Source organism: Arthrobacter sp. CDRTa11 (genome assembly GCF_026427775.1).
GTDB lineage: Bacteria > Actinomycetota > Actinomycetes > Actinomycetales > Micrococcaceae > Arthrobacter.
The window spans coordinates 2,991,693-3,009,148 of the sequence record NZ_CP044532.1 but is presented as its reverse complement, the minus strand read 5'-3'; the positions used below and the strand labels follow the sequence as shown (position 1 = coordinate 3,009,148).

The following is a 17,456-nucleotide window of genomic DNA, read 5'->3' as shown; positions in this document are numbered from 1 at the left end:
CTTAGATACCGCACCAACGTTTCCAGGAGGAATCCACCATGGCCGCTGCGCCAACTGCCCGAACCCGCACGGCGGCGTCCAACACGGCCACGTGGCGGGACGTGGCCCCGGCCGCGGTGGTGCTCGTGGGCGGTCCGGAAGAGTACCTCGGGATTCGCGCAATGGACCAAGTGCGGTCCCAGGTGCGGACAGCCTCTCCTGACGTCGAGGTGACACGGATGAACGCGGGCAGTTACGAGGCCGGAAGTCTGGCCATGAACGTCAGTCCCTCCTTGTTCGGCGAGAGCAAGCTGATTGAAGTTGAAGGCGTCGAATCCATGAATGAAGCCTTTCTGTCCGATGCCTTGGCATACCTGGCCCATCCCGAACCGGATGCCGTACTGGTCCTCAGGCATGCCGGCGGGGTACGGGGCAAGAAGCTATTGGATGCCGTCAAAGCCGCGGGCTGGCCGGTGGTGGATTGCCAGCCACTGAAAAAGGATGCAGACAAGGCGGCGTTCGTGACTGCTGAGTTCCGGGCGGCCGGCCGCCGGATTGAGGCTGACGCGGTCCAGGCACTTGTTAACGCCGTGGGTGCCAATCTTTCCGAGCTGGCGGCGGCGTGCAGCCAGCTGATCGCTGATGCCACCGCGGCTGTCACCACGGACATGGTGGACCGCTATTACGGAGGCCGGATTGAAGCCACGGCATTCAAAGTAGCCGACGCCGCGATGGCCGGAAACGGGCCGGCGGCGCTCTCCACACTCCGCCACGCGCTGGCCACGGGGGCTGATCCTGTTCCGCTCGTTGCGGCTCTGGCCGCAAAGCTCAGGACAGTCGCCAAGGTGGCCGGCGCCCAGGGATCTTCCGCGCAGATCGCCAGGGAGCTGGGGATGCAGCCGTGGCTGGTGGAACAGGCCCAACGCGACGTTCGCCGTTGGACGCCTGAAGGATTGGTCCGTGCCATCCAGGCCACGGCCGAGGCGGATGCACAGGTCAAAGGACTCTCCCGGGACCCCGTCTACGCCGTCGAACACGCTGTGACCGTGATCGCCATGTCGGCAAGGCAGCGCTGAGTCTGCAGAACTCTTGAACGCCCTTCACGCAACGGCGTATCCTGCACGGGAAAGGCTGCAGGGCATGCGGTCTAGGCTTGGGGAGGGTGTGGATGAATCTACTGAGCCAGATTTTTGCCGGAGCGACGGCATTGGCACTGATCGCCGTCGGCCTTCTGGAGATATCGTTTCATGGCGATCGCCGCCTTTACCGCATCTTCTTGATCAAGCCTGAAAATGTTCAGGCCGTGCGTATGTGGGCGATGAACGTTGGCGCCTACAACATCGCGTTTGGTCTTGGCATCGCCTCAGGGCTGTGGATGGTGAACTTCTCCGGGAACGCAGCTGGCGGGTCAGCAATAGTGATTTTCTGCTGTGCGAGCCACGTCTTCCTCGGCATCTGGCTGTGGATCACAGAGAAGCGCCTGCTCACCAGCGCCATCGGACAGGCACTTTTTCCCGGTCTGGCGTTATTCTTTTACTTTTTCTTCCGGTGAAGCCGTGCTTTGGTGTTCGCCAAACGAACCGCCTCAGGAAGGCTGCTTAAAGATGTGTGGCCGGCACCCAAGGGGTGCCGGCCACAACCATCAGTTCAGGTGAACTGGAAACCTTACAGTGCGTTGACCTTCTTGGAGATCGCAGACTTGCGGTTCGCTGCGTTGTTCTTGTGCAGAACACCCTTGCTGACAGCCTTGTCCAGCTTGCGGCTGGCAGCAACCAGGGCAACAGCAGCTGCATCCTTGTCGGTGGACTCAACGGCGGTGTTGACGGCGCGGATGGCCGTCTTCAGCTCAGACTTGACTGCGTTGTTGCGCAGGCGAGCCTTCTCGTTGGTGAGGATGCGCTTCTTCTGGGACTTGATATTAGCCACGTGTGAACTCTCTTTTTAATGCGGAAATGGTCTAGAGGGCTTTCAGATTGGCCATTGACTGAGCGGCGTGGGGATACCTATGGCGGCCAACCATCAGTGGCCGTCGACCTGCACGGACACACAGCTATAAAGAATAGCAGTTCACCGGGACGGTGGCCATTTGGCGCCTACTTCCAGCCGTGTCGCCGGCGGAGTCCTGAAGCAACCACGTCGAAGCGCGCCCTGTCCAGCACGGCACCCTCCCGGCGGATACTCTCAGGATTCAGCTGCAGCACCCTTCCGATGTTCGCTTCGCTCGGCCGGGACTGCCGGTCCCAGCTTCCAGTCCCCACATCCACGTAGTCGTCGGCATCCGCAGGGTGCTGGTCATGATCTTTGCTGGTCAGCATGAGCGCCAGTAAGTGCGGCCCGTTATGGCCGACCAGCAGAACAGGGCGGTCTTTCCCGCGGCTGTGGTCCTCCTCATACGGAACCCACGCCCACACCACTTCTCCGGGGTCAGGGGCGCCATCCGTTTGGGGCGCATAGCGGACGGTGGACGTGCCGCTGAAATCCCCGGCGTACGCGGCCTGCGCGGCGGACGAAGGCGACGGCGGCGCGGACGGCCGGGAGGCGGAACGCGGTGCTGCCGGCCGCCGCGGTTTAGTCGTCCCCGCCGCTTGCCTGCGGGTTCCCGGGTCGGCAGGCGTGCCAGCGGCGCCGGCGCGGAACCTGTCAAGAATCCGAAGGGAGGTCTGGACGGCCTGGGCCAGTGAGCGGAGGTTTATTGGCATGGGGCAACCCTATCCCGGGGCAGGTTCCGGTGTTTGGCTCAATGAGTTAACCCCGGAATGCAGTGCCGGGCGCCGCGACGTGGGACACTGGAGGTTCCAAATATGCGGTACATCCGCAGGGTGCAGACGCTGCGTCCTGGCGGCGGCCGCGTGAATGCCAACAGTAAGGACCCTGCGTGTCTCCCATGGCCCGCACCGCCCCGGTGCCCGCCGCGACAGATCCGGCCATCATTCGGAATTTCTGCATCATCGCGCACATTGACCACGGCAAGTCCACCCTGGCCGACCGCATGCTGCAGTACACCGGAGTCGTTCAGTCCCGCGACATGAAGGCGCAGTATCTGGACCGTATGGATATTGAGCGTGAACGCGGTATCACCATCAAGTCCCAGGCAGTCCGCATGCCCTGGGAACTCGACGGCATGAGCTACGCACTGAACATGATCGACACCCCCGGGCATGTCGACTTTACCTACGAGGTCTCCCGCTCGCTCGCGGCGTGCGAAGGAGCCATTCTCCTGGTGGATGCGGCGCAGGGCATCGAGGCCCAGACGCTCGCCAACCTGTACCTGGCAATGGAAAACAACCTCACGATCATCCCGGTCCTGAACAAGATCGACCTCCCGGCAGCGCAGCCGGAGAAGTACGCGGCCGAACTGGCCAGCCTGATCGGCGGCGACCCGGAGGACGTTCTGCGCGTTTCCGGGAAAACCGGCATGGGCGTTGAGGCGCTGCTGGACAAGATCGTCCGCGACCTGCCGGCCCCGCAGGGCGATGCCAACGCCCCTGCCCGCGCCATGATTTTCGACTCCGTTTATGACACCTACCGCGGCGTGGTCACTTACGTGCGGGTGGTGGACGGCATGCTGCACCCGCGCGAGAAGATCCAGATGATGTCCACCCGGGCCACGCACGAACTCCTCGAAATCGGTGTGAGCTCCCCGGAGCCCACCCCCTCTAAAGGCCTGGGCGTCGGCGAAGTGGGGTACCTCATCACCGGGGTAAAGGACGTCCGCCTGTCCAAGGTCGGCGACACCGTTACCAACATGGCCAAGCCCGCCTCCGATTCGCTTGCCGGCTACGCGGACGCCAAGCCGATGGTCTTCTCGGGTCTCTACCCGCTGGACGGCACTGACTATCCTGTGCTGCGCGATGCACTGGAGAAGCTGATGCTCAACGACGCCGCGCTGGTGTACGAGCCCGAGACGTCGGCGGCACTGGGCTTCGGGTTCCGGGTGGGCTTCTTGGGCCTGCTGCACCTGGAAATCACGCGTGAGCGCCTGGAACGTGAATATAACCTGGACCTGATTTCCACGGCCCCCAACGTGGAATACGAGGTGACCCTGGAGGACAAGAAGGTAGTCCACGTCACCAACCCCAGTGAATACCCCACGGGCAAAGTGGCGGAGGTCCGCGAACCTATGGTTTCGGCCACCATCCTTGCGCCCAACGAGTTCGTCGGCGCCATCATGGAGCTGTGCCAGAGCCGGCGCGGCGTGATGGGCGGCATGGATTACCTCTCCGAGGACAGGGTGGAAATCCGGTACCGCCTGCCGCTGGCCGAAATCGTCTTCGACTTCTTCGACATCCTTAAATCCAAGACCCGCGGCTACGGTTCGCTGGACTGGAAGGCCGACGGCGACCAGGTGGCTGACCTGGTCAAGGTGGACATCATGCTCCAGGGCGAGCAGGTGGATGCCTTCTCTGCCATCACCCACCGGGACAAGGCCTACGCCTACGGCGTCATGATGACCACCAAGCTGCGTGAGCTCATCCCGCGGCAGCAGTTTGAGGTCCCCATCCAGGCGGCTATCGGGTCCAGGATCATTGCCCGCGAAAGCATCCGGGCCATCCGCAAGGACGTCCTGGCCAAGTGCTATGGCGGTGACATTTCCCGTAAGCGCAAACTGCTGGAAAAGCAGAAGGAAGGCAAGAAGCGCATGAAGATGGTGGGCCGCGTGGAAGTGCCACAGGAGGCCTTCATCGCCGCCCTGACCACAGACGAGTCCAAGGACAAGGCCAAGAAGTAGTGATGCCCGTGGCCGGAAACACCGGAGGCCGCACGAATGCCTAGCGTTCTTCCCCTTGGCGACCCGGCGCCGTCGGACGGTCTGCTGCCTGCACAGGCGGTGTACGGTGCGGCGGACCGGGCCTTCGGGCTGTATGTGCACATCCCGTTTTGCGCCGTCCGCTGCGGATACTGCGACTTCAACACGTACACGGCCACTGAACTGGGCGGCGGAGCCTCCCAGGATGCCTACGCCGACACCGCCATCTCGGAGGTGCAGCTGGCAGCACGCGTGCTCCCGCAGTCGGGTCTTCCCGGCCGGACGCTGAGCACCGTCTTCTTTGGCGGCGGCACGCCCACGCTGCTTCCGGCGGAGGACCTTGCCCGTATCCTGCGCGCGGCCATCGGTGAGTGGGGCATAGAACCCGGAGCCGAAGTGACCACCGAAGCGAACCCGGATTCCGTCACCCCGGAGTCGCTCGCCCTGCTGAAGGACGCCGGCTTCACCAGGGTTTCCTTTGGCATGCAGTCAGCGGTTCCGCACGTGCTCAAGGTCCTGGACCGTACCCATACCCCCAGCCGTGTGCCGCAGGTGGTTCAATGGGCGCGGGAGGCCGGGCTGGCTGTCAGCCTGGACCTGATCTATGGGACCCCGGGGGAGTCGCTGGTGGACTGGCGGCACACCCTGCTCACAGCCCTGTCCTACGAGCCGGACCACATCAGCGCCTATGCACTGATTGTGGAAGACGGAACCAAGCTGGCCGCCCAGATCCGCCGCGGTGAAGTTCCAGGGATCGACGACGACGACCACGCCGACAAATACGAACTCGCCGACCAACTGATAGCCGAAGCGGGGCTCAGCTGGTACGAAGTGAGCAACTGGGCACGGACGCCCGGCCAGGCATGCCGGCACAACCTGGCCTACTGGCGCGGCGACGACTGGTGGGGCATCGGCCCGGGAGCCCATTCGCATGTGGGCGGTGTGCGCTGGTGGAACGTCAAACACCCCACCGCCTACGCCGGACGGCTCGCCCAGGGACTCTCACCGGCGGCCGGCCGGGAAACGCTCGACGACGCCACCCGGGATCTGGAACGGATCATGCTGGGGGCGCGGCTTGAATCCGGAGTCAGCATCGGTTCGCTGGGGGAGTCGGGCAGGAAAGCAGTGGCCGGACTCATCGCAGACAGCCTGGTGGATCCCGTGGCGGCATTCCGGGGGCAGCTGGTGCTAACCCTGAAGGGCCGCCTGCTCGCCGACGCAGTGGTCCGCAGGATCCTTCCCGACTAGCGCGGGGTTCAGCGCGCGTCCCCTATTTGATCCAGCGCAGGTTGTACTGGTAACGGTGCGGCTGGCCGCGGTTCACGTGGATACCGGCCGCCACGGAGTAGCAGGTCAGGGCGATCCAGATCAGGGTGGCGATGACGGCAAAAATGTTGCCCACCAGGGGGAGGAAAACAAGGATGTTGGCCACCACAGCTGCGATGGTGGGAGGCAGGCTGAAGTTAAGCGCCTCCTTGGACTCCTGTGCGGTGAACGGCCCCCGGTCCCGGAAGATGAGGTAAATCAGCAGGGACGGGACGCATCCCAGGATCCCGCCGAAGTGGGCCAATGTGGCCCATTGGCGGTCTTCGCTCGCCGTGAGCGGCAGCGCATTTGCGGGAACGCCATGGTACTCGGAACGGCCCTGGCCATCCTGGTTGTCCCTGTGTTCACGTGCGTTTTGTGCCACGGTGTCTTCCTTTGAACGTGCAATGGTGCTTTGTGTGGAACTGCCGGACAGAGGCAAAAACTGCCTCCGCCGTACCAAGAATACTGGGTCGGCGCCGGAAAGGGCGTGTTGGCCGTCCTGGCGCCGGCGGCGTGAAAGCTAGGGCACAGTCAGGAAGTCGATGACTTCCTCCACGCGGCCAAGCAGCGATGCTTCCAGATCCGCATAACTGTGGACAGCACCCAGCAGTTTCTGCCAGCCCAGGCCAATGTCCTCCTTGGTGGAGTGGGGCCAGCCGAAGGCCGCCAGGATTCCTGTCTTCCAGTCCTGCCCGCGCGGAACCACCGGCCATTTGTCGATGCCCAGCACGGCGGGCCGGATGGCCTGCCACACATCCACATAGGGGTGCCCCACGATGAGGACGTTGCCCGCCGCACCCGGTGATCCCATCACCGCATCGGCGATCCTGGACTCCTTGGAGTCCGGCACCAGGTGGTCCACCAGGACCCCCAGCCGCCGGCCTGGCCCGGGACTGAAATCGGCGACAGCCCCTGCAAGATCATCGATTCCGTGCAGAGGTTCGACGACGATGCCCTCCACCCGGAGATCGTCCCCCCAAACCTTTTCCACCAGTTCGGCGTCGTGCTTTCCCTCCACCCAAATCCTGCTCGCCTTGGCCACTTGGGCCCGCTGGCCGGCCACCCTTACCGAACCGGAGGCTGTCCGGCCGCCTGATGCGGCAGCCTGCCGGGGAGCGGGGGGCATAAGCCGGATGGGCCGGCCCTCCAGGAGGAACCCAAAACCCAGGCGGAAGGACCGCGACTTGCCGCGCCGGTCCTCCAGCGCCACAACATGCATACCGCCGGATTTCTCCACGCGTGTGACAGCCCCCACCCAGCCGGACTGGACGTCCTCCAGTACCATGCCGCGTTCCACGGGAATTTCAGGCAGCTGGTTCCTTGCGGGGGCGGCTATCTCCTGCGGTCCCCAGTTCTGGTATTGCATGGATGCACTCCGCCTTGCACTAGATCGTGGCCCGGAATTTCGCCCGGAGCGGTACCAATGCTAACAACGGGGTGAGACATATTAGACTGTTAGCACTTAGGCACGTCGAGTGCTAACCCTGAAACCGTAGATGGAGGTGGAGTGTGAGCGAACCACGCAAACTGGAAGTACTGCGTGCCATCGTTGAGGACTATGTGCACTCCCGGGAGCCCGTCGGTTCGAAAGCGCTCGTTGAGCGCCACCATCTGGGCGTGTCCAGCGCCACCATCCGAAACGACATGGCAGCCCTGGAGGACGAGGGGCTGATCACCGCCCCGCACACCAGCGCCGGTCGGATCCCGACGGATAAAGGCTACCGGCTGTTCGTGGACCAGATCTCGGCCGTAAAGCCGTTGTCCCCGGCGGAACGGCGTGCCATCCAGTCGCTGCTGGAGGGCTCGGACGATCTTGACGACGTGCTGGACCGCACGGTCAGGCTGTTGTCCCAGCTGACCAACCAGGTAGCGGTGGTGCAGTACCCGCACTTGAGCCGCGCCTCAATCCGCCACATCGAATTTGTGCTCCTGGGGCCCCGGAAGGTCCTTGTGGTGCTGATCGCGAACACCGGCAAGGTGGAGCAGCGCGTGATCGACATCGGCCAGGACCTGGGGGATGATGCCATCGCCGGACTCCGCGCCAGGTTCCTTGGCTCACTGTCCGGGACCCCGCTGAGCATGCTGACGCAGTCGCTTCCGGCTGTGGTCTCTGCTGTCAGCCCCGGCCAGCGGCAGGCAGCACAGGCCCTGGCACACGGGCTGGAAAGCCTGGCGCACAACAGCCGTGAAGATCGTATGGTCATGGCTGGCACGGCAAACCTGGCAAGGTCCAACGTGGATTTCCCGCTGAGTATCGGGCCGGTGCTCGAAGCCCTCGAGGAACAGGTGGTGATGCTGCGCCTGCTCAGCGAGATGGCGCAGGACCCCCGCGGCGTTACAGTCAGTATCGGCCGGGAAAATCCCTACGACGGCCTGGCCGAAGCCTCGGTGGTGGCCACCGGGTACGGTCCGGACAGCACGGCAAAGATCGGTGTTCTCGGTCCCACCCGGATGGACTATCCCACCACCATGGCCGCCGTCCGGGCAGTAGCCCGCTATCTTTCACGAATCTTGGGCCCGTGATACCGGGTCCAGAAGGTTCCGGCACGAAGAGCAGTACGGGCAGTACAACTGCAAGCGTTACAACAAGGAAGAGATAAAAACTTGAGCAGCCACTACGACGTCCTGGGAGTCTCGCCGGAAGCCACCGGAGAAGAGATCAAGAAGGCCTACCGGAAGCTTGCCCGCACCCTCCACCCGGACGTGAATCCCGGTGACGATGCGTCCGATCGCTTTAAAGCTGTGACGCACGCCTACGAGGTGCTTTCGGATCCGCAGAAGCGCCGCGTATACGACACCACAGGCAATGAGAACGGCACGGACAACGGGTTCGGTGGCGGTGGGTACGCCGGCCAGGGCTTTGCCTTCCAGGATATTTTCGATACCTTCTTTGGTGCCGGCGGCTCGTCCGGGCCGGCTTCACGCGTGCGCCGGGGACAGGACGCGCTGATCAGCGTCCGCATTGAACTTCGTGACGCCGTCTTTGGGGTTAATAAGAAGCTCGAAGTGGACACGGCCGTCACCTGCCCTACCTGCAACGGTTCGTGCTGCCGCGAGGGAACGCACCCCGAACGCTGCGACATCTGCGGCGGAAGCGGCCAGGTCCAGCGTGCAGTCCGTTCCATCCTTGGCCAGGTCATGACGGCGGCGCCGTGCGGTACCTGCGAAGGATTTGGAACCGTCATCAAGGACCCCTGCAACGAGTGCAGCGGGCAGGGACGCATCCGCAGCCGGCGCTCCCTGACCATCAAGGTACCCGCCGGCGTTGCCACCGGAACCCGCATCCAGCTCTCGGGCCAGGGCGAAGCAGGCCCCGCGGGAGGCCCCGCCGGTGACCTGTACGTCGAAATCCGGGTCAACAATGACGCCACGTATGTCCGCGACGGCGACGACCTGCACGCCACGCTCAACATTCCCATGACGGCGGCCGCACTCGGAACGGAACTCGCGCTCGAAACCTTCGACGGGCTGCAGGAGATCGATGTCAAGGCCGGCACGCAGTCGGGCGAAATTATCACCCTCCGCGGCCTTGGGGTGACGCACCTGCGCGGCTACGGCCGCGGCGACCTGAAAGTGCATCTGCAGGTTGAAACGCCCTCTAAGCTGGACGCGGCCCAGGAAGACCTCCTGCGGCAGCTGGCAAAGTTGCGTGGTGAGCAGTTTACCGAGGGGAAGCTGGCCGCCAGCGGCGGTGTCTTCGCCAAACTTCGGGACCGGCTCGGTAACCTGTAGCGGTGAGCAATCCGGTTTTCTTCAGCGCGGCCGGGTCCTTGGACCAGATGGTGCCCGGCCGCCGATTTGTCCTTGAGGGGCCGGAGGCACGCCACGCGGCGACGGTCAAGCGCCTCGCCCCCGGGGAGTCTGTGGATATCGCTGACGGCGCAGGCAAACGCCTGACGGGGACTGTTATCTCGGCACAGCCGGCCGAACTGACGGTGGAATGCTCGGCTCTTGCCGTCGAGGAACGCCCTGACGTCCGGCTGGTCCTGGTCCAGGCGCTGGCCAAAGGGGACCGCGATGAACTCGCCGCGGAAACGGCAACAGAACTTGGCATCGACGCAGTGATCCCATGGCAGTCCGAACGCTCCATTGTGCGCTGGAAAGGTGAGCGTGCTGCCAAATCCCACGCCAAATGGCAGTCGGTTGTTGCGGCAGCGGCCAAACAGGCCCGGCGGGCCTGGATCCCGGAGGTGCGTGCCGCCGTCGATACCCAGGGCCTGGCCGCCGCTGTAGCGTCAGCGGATTTGGCCGTGATTCTGCATGAGGATGCTGTCCGGCCGCTAAGGTCCGTCCTTGAGGCCTGGCAGGATTCGGCCACCGGCACCGGTCCCCGGGAAGTCCTGCTTATTGTAGGGCCGGAGGGCGGCATCAGCCCCCGGGAAGTAACGCGGCTCTGCGATGTTGGCGCTGTGACGGCGCTCCTGGGACACCATGTGCTTCGTTCCTCCACAGCCGGGCCGGCCGCGGTGGTGCTGGCAAGCGACGTGCTGGGCCGCTGGGCTGCACCCGCTGGCTGAATCCAAACTACGGGCCGGACGGAAAACTATGGGATCGGAACCAGCGGCCTCTAGCGGACACTGAAGCCGCGGGTGTCCACGTTCAGGTCCTGGCGGTTTCCCACGGTATCCAGCTGGGACACCCGCAGCTCATAGTTGCCAGGTGTAAGGGTCAGCGCCAGAGTGAACACGCCTGACTGACCCGGCTCGGCGGCGGCGGTTGTTTCGCCCGTCAGGAACGGAGTCATGTCCCCGTTGTCCTGGACCTCCAGGATCTGCCAGCGGAGCTTGCCGCCGGGAGCTGTGCTGCGTCCAGTGATTTTGACGCTGCCGTCAGGCACGTCCACACCTTCCTGCGGGTCAATGATCCACACAGGCGCCACCATGCCGGCGGTACGGGACATCAATGTCCCAAGCTTGATGTGGTTGAAGGCGAGATAGTCCGTATGACCGTCCACCAGAACCATCACCTGGATCTGCTGGCCCGAGTCGATTAGGCCGGAACTGGCGCCCGCCGCGGTGGCAGTGTAGACCAGCTGCTGAATGGCACGGGCAGCCATGTCGGCGTCCAGATTGCTGTTGAAGGCATCCTCTGAGACGTCGACGGTGATGACGTTCTTGCCGGAGATCGACGTGGCCAACTTCTTCGGGTTCTGCCAGGGAGTGAAGAAATCCGGATCAAGCGGCTTGTCAGACATCATGGAACGCAGTGCACGGGTGACCGGGTTCTCCTGCTCGGGCACATCCCTGAACTCCCTGTACAGGAAAACGTTGTTGTTGCTGCGGCCGATCCAGTAGACCGGCGCCTTACTGGATGACTGCGTGGTTTCCAGCGGGGCACTGGTGGAAGGTGCGCCGGGAGGGAGGCTGCTTTCCGCCCCGATGGTGGGCGAAGCCAGTGTCGGCTCGGGGCCGGGGGCGGCGATGCAGCCCGTGAGGACAAGGACAACAGGCATGAGACCCAGGAGGCCTGCAGAGCGGACCCGTTTCCAGAGTGGTCCCGCGGCAAGGGGCGTCGCTCTTCCCGGCACTGTGATGGCCTGTCCTTTCTGCCTGTGTGGGCCGGTCCCCGGACGGCCTGGATTTCCAGCTTTACGCTGAATTTCCAGCATGGCACAGGCAGCCTTGCCGTTATTGCCGGATGCCGTCTCCGGGCCCAACTGCAACGGGAACGATATGAGGCCGATATGAAGTTGATACCTAATGACGGGAACCGCCTCCCCCTGATGCGCCTTTTTCTGCGGTGGAACGCAGGGCCGCCAATCCGCGGCGGGCTTGTGCTGGCGTAAGATAGGAGGAATCCGGTGACCGTCGGCGGGCGGCAAACGCCCCGCCGTTCGAACCGTCATCCGCAGTGTTTACTCGAAGTGAAGGGGACCTCAGGCCCGCGGGCCGGCACCATGACTGAATCAGCGAACGGAAAGCGCCGGTTGAACACCGGAGAGCGCGCCGCAGGAGAATTCCCGCATACCCTTCCTGGTGTTCGGACGGAGGTGGTTCTCTTTGACAACTCCGATCAAATGGTTCAATCGCTCGGCAGCCACGACGAGGCCTTGCGCTTCATTGAGGAACAGTTCCCGGCCGTTAATTTCCATGTCCGCGGAAATGAGCTCTCCATCAGTGGGCCTGCCACAGACGTTCCCCGGATCATGCGGCTGCTGCATGAAGTGCGCGAACTGGTGGCACGCGGTACCGTAATCAGCCCCGCCGTGCTTCAGCAGCTTGTTGTTTTACTGCGCAGCCAGTCACTGCAAAACCCGGTGGACGTCCTGACCCATGACATCCTTTCCAGCCGCGGCAGAACCATCCGGCCCAAGACGCTGAACCAGAAAAACTACGTTGACGCGATCGACGAAAACACCGTCATTTTCGGGATTGGCCCCGCCGGTACCGGCAAAACCTACCTGGCCATGGCCAAGGCGGTTCAGGCACTGCAGCAGAAGGAAGTCAGCCGCATCATCCTGACCAGGCCTGCCGTCGAGGCGGGTGAACGGCTGGGTTTCCTGCCGGGGACGCTGAGCGACAAAATCGATCCTTACCTGCGCCCGCTCTACGACGCCCTGCACGACATGATGGACCCCGAATCCATTCCGCGCCTGATGGCCGCGGGAACCATCGAGGTGGCGCCGCTGGCCTACATGCGCGGCCGGACACTCAATGATGCGTTCATCATCCTCGACGAGGCGCAGAACACCACGCCGGAACAGATGAAGATGTTCCTGACCCGCCTGGGATTCGGCTCCAAGATGGTGGTCACCGGAGACGTGACGCAGGTTGACCTGCCTTTTGGCACCAGGTCTGGGCTGCGCATCGTTGAAGAGATCCTGCAGGGCATCGAGGATGTTAACTTCTCCGTCCTGGACGCAACGGACGTAGTCCGGCACCGCCTGGTGGGCGACATCGTCCGGGCCTACAGCCTCTGGGATGACGTCCAACGGAACCGGGTCAAGCATTCAGTGGCCAGGGAGAAGCGGGCGGAACACGCGTGAGTATTGAAGTAAACAACGAATCCGGCATCCAGGTGGATGAGGCGGAGCTTGTTGCCCTGTCCCGGTACATCTTCGAACAGCTGTATATCCACCCGCAGGCGGAACTTTCCATTCTCCTGGTGGACGAGCCGGCGATGGAGAAGCTCCACATCGAGCTGATGGACGAGCCAGGCTCCACCGACGTACTTTCGGTGCCCATGGACGAACTCACTCCCGGCACTCCGGACCGCCCCACCCCCCAGGGGATGCTCGGCGATATCGCAGTGTGCCCGCAGGTGGCCCAGGTCCAGGCAAAGAACGCCGGCCACGCGCTGCAGGATGAGATGCTCCTCCTGACCACGCACGGTATCCTGCATCTCCTCGGTTACGACCATGCCGAGCCTGAGGAGAAGGCCGAAATGTTCGGCCTGCAGCGCGAACTGCTTTCAGGCTTCACGGGCAAAGAAGCACCCGCCGAGACCACGCAGTGACGCCCCTGCTCCTTGTCTTTATGGCTTTAGCCTTCCTCAGCATTGCCGCGCTTCTGACGGCGGCGGAGGCCGCTTTCAACTTCCTTCCGCGGCATGACGCGGAAGAAGCGCTCATCAAGAGCCGCGGAAACGCAATGAAACGGATCCTGGCGCAGCCAGTGGCGCACATCCGGGCGCTGCGTTTTTGGCGGATCTGGTTCGAGATGGCCTCCGCCGTCGCCGTTGCCGTCCTGCTCCACAGCCTGCTGGATAATGTATGGCTGGCCGGGCTGGCAGCCACAGGAATCATGGCCCTCGTCGGATTTGTGATCGTGGGAGTCTCCCCGCGGCAACTCGGCAGGCTTCATTCTGCGGCCGTGGTGCGCTTCACGGCACCGTTGATCCGTCTGCTGACCTGGGTGCTTGGCCCCATTCCTGCCTGGCTGGTGGCGTTGGGCAGCGCTGCAGCCCCCGGCGCGCCCGTCGGCGACGAAGCCTTTTTCAGCGAACAGGAATTCCGTGAGCTGGTGGACAGGGCAAGCGAATCGGACATGATCGAAGACACCGAGGCGGAAATGATCCAGTCCGTCTTCGACTTCGGCGATACGCTGGTGCGTGCCGTCATGGTTCCGCGGACGGACATCCTCAGCATTGACGCCGGCTCCAGCCTCCGGCGGGCCATGTCCCTTTTCCTGCGGTCCGGTTACTCCCGCATCCCGGTGATTGGGGAGAGCACGGACCAGATACTGGGCATCGTGTACCTCAAGGACGTTGCCGCAGCCCTTCACGAGCTGGCTCCCGACGCCGAGCCGCCGCCCGTGGAAGCCCTGGCGCGTGAAGTCCGCTATGTTCCGGAATCCAAGCAAGTCAGTGACCTGCTGCGTGAACTGCAAAAGGAGTCAACGCACGTTGCCATCGTTATCGATGAATACGGCGGCACCGCAGGCCTTGTCACGCTGGAGGACCTCATCGAAGAAATCGTCGGCGAGATCGTGGATGAATATGACACCGAAAGCGCCGAAGCCGTAGCCCTGGGAGGCGGCTCCTTCCGGGTAAGTGCCCGGATGAGCATCGACGATCTTGGCGAACTGTTCGATATCGAACTCGACGACGATGAAGTGGACACCGTGGGCGGGCTCCTTGCCAAAGCCCTGGGCCGCGTCCCCATCGTGGGGAGCACCGTGGAAGTAAGCGGCGTGTCCCTGCGGGCCGAACGGCTCGAAGGGCGCCGCAACCGCGTCAGCCACATCATTGCGGCGCCGGCACCAAAAGTAGACACTGACCTTGAAGACCTCCTCAATGAGGCGGAAACAACCCAGCAGGGAGTTCCACGTGAGCAAGAAAAATAGGCCGCTGGCCAACCAGGATTCTGCCAACCAGGACTTCGGCGGCTTCCGCGCAGGCTTCTCGGTGCTCGTTGGCCGGCCCAACGCCGGCAAGTCCACCCTCACCAATGCGCTGGTGGGCAAGAAGGTGGCCATCACCTCTGCCAAGCCGCAGACCACCCGTCACACCATCCGCGGCATCGTCCACCGCGAGGATGCGCAGCTGATCCTGGTGGACACCCCGGGCCTGCACCGCCCGCGCACCCTGCTGGGCAAACGCCTCAACGACCTTGTGGCTGACACGCTGGCCGAAGTTGACGCCATCGGTTTCTGCCTGCCGGCCAACGAAAAAATAGGTCCCGGGGACAAGTACATCGCCGCCCAGCTGGCTGCCATTGGACGAACGCCGCTCATCGCCATTGTCACGAAGGCGGACCTGGTGGACCGCCAGGCACTGACCGAACAGCTCCTCGCCGTCGCGGCCCTCGGCCGCGAAGTACTGGGGGAGGACGGCTGGAAGGACATTGTTCCGGTTTCCGCCGCCGACGGCTTCCAGGTGGACACTCTGGCCGATGTCCTGATCAGCCACATGCCGCCGTCGCCACCGCTGTACCCGGACGGTGAACTGACCGACGAGCCCGAGGCCGTTATGGTGGCCGAACTCATCCGTGAAGCAGCCCTGGAAGGAGTCCGGGACGAACTCCCGCACTCCCTGGCAGTGGTGGTGGACGAAATTGTGGCCCGCGAGGGCCGCGCAGAAGACAACCAGCTCCTTGACGTGAGGGTCAACCTGTATGTTGAGCGTCCCTCGCAAAAGGCCATCATCATCGGAAAGGGTGGCAGCCGGCTGCGCGAAGTGGGCACCAACGCCCGGAAAGGCATCGAAGCGCTCCTGGGCACACGCATCTACCTTGACCTTCATGTGAAGGTCGCCAAGGACTGGCAGCGGGATCCCAAACAACTGGTAAAACTCGGTTTCTGATGCGCTTCCACCACCGTCACGGCCAGTCACCGGGCGTTTTCCCAGCCTGAACAACTAAAATGGGCCGGATCCAAATGTTCAGAGGAAGGTACACCCTGTGGTGCAACGCCGCGACAAACGCGACAATGGAGCTGACCCGTCAGCCGGAACCGGGCCAGTTTCCCGTCACGCGGAAGGCACCGCCGTCGGCTCCGCCCGTCATCTCGGAGCGCAGCCAGGGATGCCGGCGTGGCTGAAGGTGATCGCGGCCATCCTCTCAGTCTTGGTAGTCGGAGGACTTGCCTTTGCCGGGTTTTGGTTCTTCCGGCTGCAGTCGAACATTACCAAGGCCCCGCTGACCGCAGGCTCGGGTACGGCGAACCCGGTAAACGACTCATCCGACAGGATGCAGATCCTGATCCTTGGCTCGGACACGCGGGACGGAAAGAACTCCGCATACGGTACTGCAGAGGATTCCTCCGGCTACGGACAGTCGGACGTCATGATGCTGATGGACATCTCCGCCGACAACAAGCGCGTCAATGTCGTCAGCTTCCCCCGGGACCTCCTGGTTGACATCCCCGAGTGCACTGACCAGAAGACCAAACAGGTCTACCCGGCCAGGAGCAGTGTCATGATCAACGAGGCCATGGCTGAGGCCGGCATCGGCTGCGCTGTGGACACCGTGAACAAGCTGACAGGGCTCGAAATCGACCACTTCATGATGGCGGACTTCAACGCCGTCAAGGAGCTTTCCAACACGGTCGGAGGGGTGGAGGTCTGTATCAGCGACCCCGTTTATGACCCCGATTCCCGTCTGCGGTTGCCGAAGGGGACGTCCTCCGTGGAGGGCGAACAGGCGCTGGCCTTCCTGCGCACACGGCATGCCTTCGCCGACGGCGGGGACCTGGGCCGCATTAAAGCCCAGCAGGGATTCCTGTCGTCGCTCACACGGAAAATCAAGGACGAGGGTACGCTGTCAGATCCCGCCAAGATGCTCCGGATTGCCGATGTCGTCACCCAAAACCTCACAGTCGATGAGGGACTGGCATCCGTTCCGTCGCTCCTGACCATCGGAAACCGCCTGAAGGACATTGACGTCAGCAAGGTGGCGTTTGTCGCCGTGCCCACCACCACAGCAGTGGCAGACCTTAACCGCCTCCAGATCGCCGAACCCGCAGGATCGCAGTTGTTCTCAGCCCTCCGCAAGGACGTCGATCTGACGGACCCCACGGCTCCGACCCCCACCCCTACGGCCACTCCGTCCCCGACGGACAGCGCGCCTGCCCCGGCGCCGACTGAAACACCGGCGCCACCCTATGACAAGTCCGTGCAGCCCGTCACCGTGGCGAACGGAACGGGTGTCCCCGGCCGTTCCCAGGAAATTGCCCAGGCGTTGATTTCCGGAGGCTTTATCCAGCTTGGGCAGCTGGAAGCGGCACCGGTGGCGCAGTCTTTGGTGTATTACGGACCGGAACACGCCGATGTGGCCGCCGACGTGGCTGCACTGCTGGGGATCCCGGCCGAGCAAGTACAGTCCGCCCCGGCGTTGATCGGTGTGCAGGTCTACCTTGGCGAAGATTTCTCCTCGGGCATCACTTACGGGGCCACGCCTGTGCCCAAGGACATCGTGAACCAGACTGCGGGGGACGCCCTCTGCCAGCAGGCCAACCCGGCGCTCATCGTCCAGGGCTGACCGGCA

General features: G+C 63.5%; 17 protein-coding genes. 12 read left to right on the top strand and 5 right to left on the bottom strand.

Translation table 11 applies throughout. The annotated features are described in order from the left end of the window. The first annotated feature begins 38 nt into the window (after window positions 1-38). Together holA and F8G81_RS13505 are read left to right on the top strand one after the other, a co-directional pair. The gene (holA, locus tag F8G81_RS13510; RefSeq protein ID WP_267275241.1) at window positions 39-1,055 is read left to right on the top strand and encodes a DNA polymerase III subunit delta; all 1,017 of its coding nucleotides are present in this window, start codon (window positions 39-41) and stop codon (window positions 1,053-1,055) included. Between the two features lie 92 nt (window positions 1,056-1,147). Next, window positions 1,148-1,531: a DUF1304 family protein gene (locus F8G81_RS13505; protein WP_267275240.1), complete on the top strand. Its 384-nt coding sequence runs from the start codon at window positions 1,148-1,150 to the stop codon at window positions 1,529-1,531. A 113-nt stretch (window positions 1,532-1,644) separates the two neighbouring features. Here the strand turns inward: F8G81_RS13505 and rpsT are convergent, their stop codons facing one another. Together rpsT and F8G81_RS13495 are read right to left on the bottom strand one after the other, a co-directional pair. Continuing rightward, window positions 1,645-1,905, bottom strand: coding sequence for a 30S ribosomal protein S20 (gene rpsT, locus F8G81_RS13500; RefSeq protein ID WP_066291556.1), 261 nt, complete (start codon window positions 1,903-1,905; stop codon window positions 1,645-1,647). 167 nt (window positions 1,906-2,072) lie between these two features. Beyond that, entirely contained in the window at window positions 2,073-2,678 is a 606-nt protein-coding gene (locus F8G81_RS13495) for a type II toxin-antitoxin system PemK/MazF family toxin (protein WP_267275239.1), read from the bottom strand. Between the two features lie 176 nt (window positions 2,679-2,854). Between F8G81_RS13495 and lepA the strand changes: the two genes are divergently transcribed. Both lepA and hemW read left to right on the top strand, forming a co-directional pair. Next, complete coding sequence (gene lepA, locus F8G81_RS13490; RefSeq protein WP_267275238.1) at window positions 2,855-4,708, top strand: translation elongation factor 4; 1,854 nt, start codon at window positions 2,855-2,857, stop codon at window positions 4,706-4,708. A gap of 36 nt (window positions 4,709-4,744) precedes the next feature. After that, complete coding sequence (hemW, locus tag F8G81_RS13485; protein WP_267275237.1) at window positions 4,745-5,974, top strand: radical SAM family heme chaperone HemW; 1,230 nt, start codon at window positions 4,745-4,747, stop codon at window positions 5,972-5,974. A 22-nt stretch (window positions 5,975-5,996) separates the two neighbouring features. Here hemW and F8G81_RS13480 read toward each other — a convergent pair whose 3' ends face one another. Further along, window positions 5,997-6,416 carry a DUF4870 domain-containing protein gene (locus tag F8G81_RS13480; RefSeq protein WP_267275236.1) on the bottom strand — a complete coding sequence of 140 codons (420 nt, stop codon included), beginning with the start codon at window positions 6,414-6,416 and terminating at the stop codon, window positions 5,997-5,999. 138 nt (window positions 6,417-6,554) lie between these two features. Beyond that, window positions 6,555-7,400: a DUF3097 domain-containing protein gene (locus F8G81_RS13475; RefSeq protein WP_267275235.1), complete on the bottom strand. Its 846-nt coding sequence runs from the start codon at window positions 7,398-7,400 to the stop codon at window positions 6,555-6,557. Between the two features lie 143 nt (window positions 7,401-7,543). Between F8G81_RS13475 and hrcA the strand changes: the two genes are divergently transcribed. From hrcA to F8G81_RS13460, 3 genes are all read left to right on the top strand, one after another. Continuing rightward, window positions 7,544-8,557 carry a heat-inducible transcriptional repressor HrcA gene (hrcA, locus tag F8G81_RS13470; RefSeq protein ID WP_267275234.1) on the top strand — a complete coding sequence of 338 codons (1,014 nt, stop codon included), beginning with the start codon at window positions 7,544-7,546 and terminating at the stop codon, window positions 8,555-8,557. A gap of 81 nt (window positions 8,558-8,638) precedes the next feature. Continuing rightward, window positions 8,639-9,766, top strand: a complete 1,128-nt coding sequence (dnaJ, locus tag F8G81_RS13465; RefSeq protein WP_267275233.1) for a molecular chaperone DnaJ — start codon at window positions 8,639-8,641, stop codon at window positions 9,764-9,766. Window positions 9,767-9,768: 2 nt separating this feature from the next. Further along, window positions 9,769-10,551, top strand: a complete 783-nt coding sequence (locus F8G81_RS13460) for a 16S rRNA (uracil(1498)-N(3))-methyltransferase (RefSeq protein WP_267275232.1) — start codon at window positions 9,769-9,771, stop codon at window positions 10,549-10,551. A gap of 50 nt (window positions 10,552-10,601) precedes the next feature. Here the strand turns inward: F8G81_RS13460 and F8G81_RS13455 are convergent, their stop codons facing one another. Beyond that, a complete protein-coding gene (locus F8G81_RS13455) occupies window positions 10,602-11,486 on the bottom strand; it encodes a GerMN domain-containing protein (RefSeq protein ID WP_267275231.1) in 885 nt (294 codons plus the stop codon). Between the two features lie 444 nt (window positions 11,487-11,930). Here F8G81_RS13455 and F8G81_RS13450 point away from each other — a divergent pair, with 444 nt between their 5' ends. The 5 genes from F8G81_RS13450 to F8G81_RS13430 all read left to right on the top strand — a co-directional run bounded on the left by F8G81_RS13450 (window position 11,931) and on the right by F8G81_RS13430 (window position 17,450). Next, window positions 11,931-13,019 (top strand): PhoH family protein, encoded by a 1,089-nt coding sequence (locus F8G81_RS13450; RefSeq protein WP_267275230.1) that lies wholly within the window; start codon window positions 11,931-11,933, stop codon window positions 13,017-13,019. Next, a complete protein-coding gene (gene ybeY / locus F8G81_RS13445; RefSeq protein ID WP_267275229.1) occupies window positions 13,016-13,489 on the top strand; it encodes an rRNA maturation RNase YbeY in 474 nt (157 codons plus the stop codon). The genes F8G81_RS13450 and ybeY overlap by 4 nt, the downstream gene beginning before the upstream one ends. Then, the gene (locus F8G81_RS13440) at window positions 13,486-14,817 is read left to right on the top strand and encodes a hemolysin family protein (RefSeq protein WP_267275228.1); all 1,332 of its coding nucleotides are present in this window, start codon (window positions 13,486-13,488) and stop codon (window positions 14,815-14,817) included. Before ybeY ends, F8G81_RS13440 begins: the two co-directional genes overlap by 4 nt. Then, a complete protein-coding gene (gene era / locus F8G81_RS13435) occupies window positions 14,768-15,775 on the top strand; it encodes a GTPase Era (protein WP_267275227.1) in 1,008 nt (335 codons plus the stop codon). Before F8G81_RS13440 ends, era begins: the two co-directional genes overlap by 50 nt. A gap of 97 nt (window positions 15,776-15,872) precedes the next feature. After that, window positions 15,873-17,450: an LCP family protein gene (locus F8G81_RS13430; protein ID WP_267275226.1), complete on the top strand. Its 1,578-nt coding sequence runs from the start codon at window positions 15,873-15,875 to the stop codon at window positions 17,448-17,450. Window positions 17,451-17,456 lie beyond the last annotated feature (6 nt).

Coding starts and splice junctions, on each gene's coding strand:
- F8G81_RS13475 (WP_267275235.1), bottom strand. CDS start 7,400: ATGCAATACCAGAACTGGGGACCGCAGGAGATAGCCGCCCCCGCAAGG.
- F8G81_RS13505 (WP_267275240.1), top strand. CDS start 1,148: ATGAATCTACTGAGCCAGATTTTTGCCGGAGCGACGGCATTGGCACTG.
- era (WP_267275227.1), top strand. CDS start 14,768: ATGAGGCGGAAACAACCCAGCAGGGAGTTCCACGTGAGCAAGAAAAAT.
- holA (WP_267275241.1), top strand. CDS start 39: ATGGCCGCTGCGCCAACTGCCCGAACCCGCACGGCGGCGTCCAACACG.
- hemW (WP_267275237.1), top strand. CDS start 4,745: ATGCCTAGCGTTCTTCCCCTTGGCGACCCGGCGCCGTCGGACGGTCTG.
- F8G81_RS13495 (WP_267275239.1), bottom strand. CDS start 2,678: ATGCCAATAAACCTCCGCTCACTGGCCCAGGCCGTCCAGACCTCCCTT.
- F8G81_RS13450 (WP_267275230.1), top strand. CDS start 11,931: ATGACTGAATCAGCGAACGGAAAGCGCCGGTTGAACACCGGAGAGCGC.
- F8G81_RS13455 (WP_267275231.1), bottom strand. CDS start 11,486: ATGCCTGTTGTCCTTGTCCTCACGGGCTGCATCGCCGCCCCCGGCCCC.